Genomic DNA, 2,141 nt, shown 5'->3' with positions numbered 1-2,141 from the left:
TTGATGAGCAACGGTCGGAATATTCAAGAAGGTAGTGCTGTTAAAGCAACCGGTAAAATCGCGCAGATTCCGGTCGGCGATGCGATCGTCGGTCGCGTCGTTGACGCATTAGCACGTCCGATCGATGGTAAAGGCGACATTGCCACTACCACCACTCGCCTGATTGAATTCATGGCACCGGGGATTATCGAACGCCGTTCGGTCTACGAACCCATGCAGACAGGGATTACTGCAATCGATGCGATGATTCCGGTCGGACGCGGACAACGGGAACTGATCATCGGTGACAGACAGACTGGTAAAACCACCATCGCCGTCGATACGATCGTCAACCAAAAATCCGAAGATGTAATTTGCGTTTACGTTGCGATCGGTCAAAAAGCTTCCACAGTTGCGAACATCGTTAACGTACTAGAAGAAGCTGGCGCGATGGCTTACACGATCGTCGTAGCGGCTAATGCCAACGATCCTGCCACCCTCCAATACTTCGCACCTTACACTGGTGCCGCGATCGCTGAGTACTTTATGTACCAAGGTAAAGCGACCCTGATTATCTATGATGACTTGTCCAAACAAGCTCAAGCATACCGTCAGATGTCCCTCCTGCTCCGTCGCCCACCCGGACGCGAAGCTTATCCCGGCGACGTATTCTACATTCACTCTCGCTTACTAGAGCGCGCTGCCAAACTCAGCGACGAACTCGGTGGTGGTAGCATGACTGCATTACCAATCATCGAAACTCAAGCGAGTGACGTATCGGCTTACATTCCGACCAACGTAATTTCGATTACCGACGGTCAAATCTTCCTCTCCGCCGATCTCTTCAACTCCGGTTTGCGCCCAGCCATCAACGCCGGTATTTCAGTATCCCGCGTCGGTTCCGCCGCACAAACCAAGGCAATGAAGAAAGTTGCAGGTAAACTCAAACTCGAACTAGCGCAGTTTGACGACCTCCAAGCCTTCGCGCAATTCGCCTCCGACCTCGACCAAGCGACCCAAAATCAACTCGCTCGTGGCGCGCGGTTACGCGAAATTCTCAAACAGCCGCAGTACTCGCCACTATCGGTTGCCGAACAGGTTGCCGTGGTATACGCTGGCTTGAATGGCTACCTCGACGATATCGCTGTCAATAAAGTCGTCGGTTACACGACCGCACTCAAAGACTACCTCAAAAATAGCAAACCTGAGTACGCGCAAACCATCAAAGACAACAAAATGCAGCTAACTGATGAAGCAGAAAATCTGCTCAAAGCTGCATTAGTCGAGTGTAAGAAATCCTTCTTAGCCGCAGCTTAGAAATTAGGGGATAGGGGATAGGGAATAGGGAATAGAGAAGTGTAATTGGGTGTTTCAACGTATAGACTACGATCTGCACAAAACATCTACTTACGCATCTTCTAAACCTAATCTGTTAGCCTCTATCCCTTTTTTCATAACAAATTATAGATAAAAACATAGTGGACATCATTCTCATGAAGTAAAACCACTATCCCCTATCCCCTATTCCCTATTCTCTTTCCTAACTAAACACCAAAAATCTACAACTAGAACCCCCTATAAAAATATGGCTAACTTAAAACTGATTCGCGATCGAATCCAATCGGTTAAAAATACTAAAAAAATTACCGAAGCCATGCGCCTCGTCGCCGCAGCTAAAGTACGCCGCGCGCAACAACAAGTCATCGCCACCCGTCCCTTTGCCGACAGATTGGCACAAGTGTTGTATAGCCTCAAAAATCGCCTGACATTTGCCGATGCTACTTCGCCATTCTTACAACAACGCGAAGCCAAATGTGTCGGGATCTTAGTCGTTACAGGCGATCGCGGTTTGTGCGGCGGTTATAATAGTTCGATTATCAAAAAAGCCGAACTCCGCGCTAAAGAACTCAAAGCCCAAGGTTTAGACTATAAATTTGTCACCGTCGGACGCAAAGCTACCCAGTACTTCCAACGTCGCAATCAACCCATCAGTGCCAATTACACTGGTTTAGAACAAATTCCCACGGCTGCTGAAGCAAGTAAGATCGCCGATGAATTGCTCTCCCTGTTCCTGTCCGAAGGTGTGGACAGAGTAGAGCTAGTTTATACCAAATTCGTCTCGCTGATTTCTTCGCGCCCAGTAGTCCAAACGTTATTGCCCC

2 protein-coding genes are annotated in these 2,141 nt (G+C 48.6%); both read left to right on the top strand.

The features are described from left to right. The coding region (atpA, locus tag RMO84_RS11085; RefSeq protein ID WP_310488523.1) for a F0F1 ATP synthase subunit alpha at positions 1 to 1,296 on the top strand (1,296 nt) is incomplete at its 5' end. Between the two features lie 268 nt (positions 1,297 to 1,564). Then, the coding region (atpG, locus tag RMO84_RS11080) for an ATP synthase F1 subunit gamma (protein WP_310488522.1) at positions 1,565 to 2,141 on the top strand (577 nt) is incomplete at its 3' end.

The organism is Chamaesiphon sp. VAR_69_metabat_338, from assembly GCF_031423935.1.
GTDB lineage: Bacteria > Cyanobacteriota > Cyanobacteriia > Cyanobacteriales > Chamaesiphonaceae > Chamaesiphon.
The sequence above is the reverse complement of the archived record's forward strand: the minus strand, read 5'-3'. Positions and strand labels throughout refer to the sequence as shown.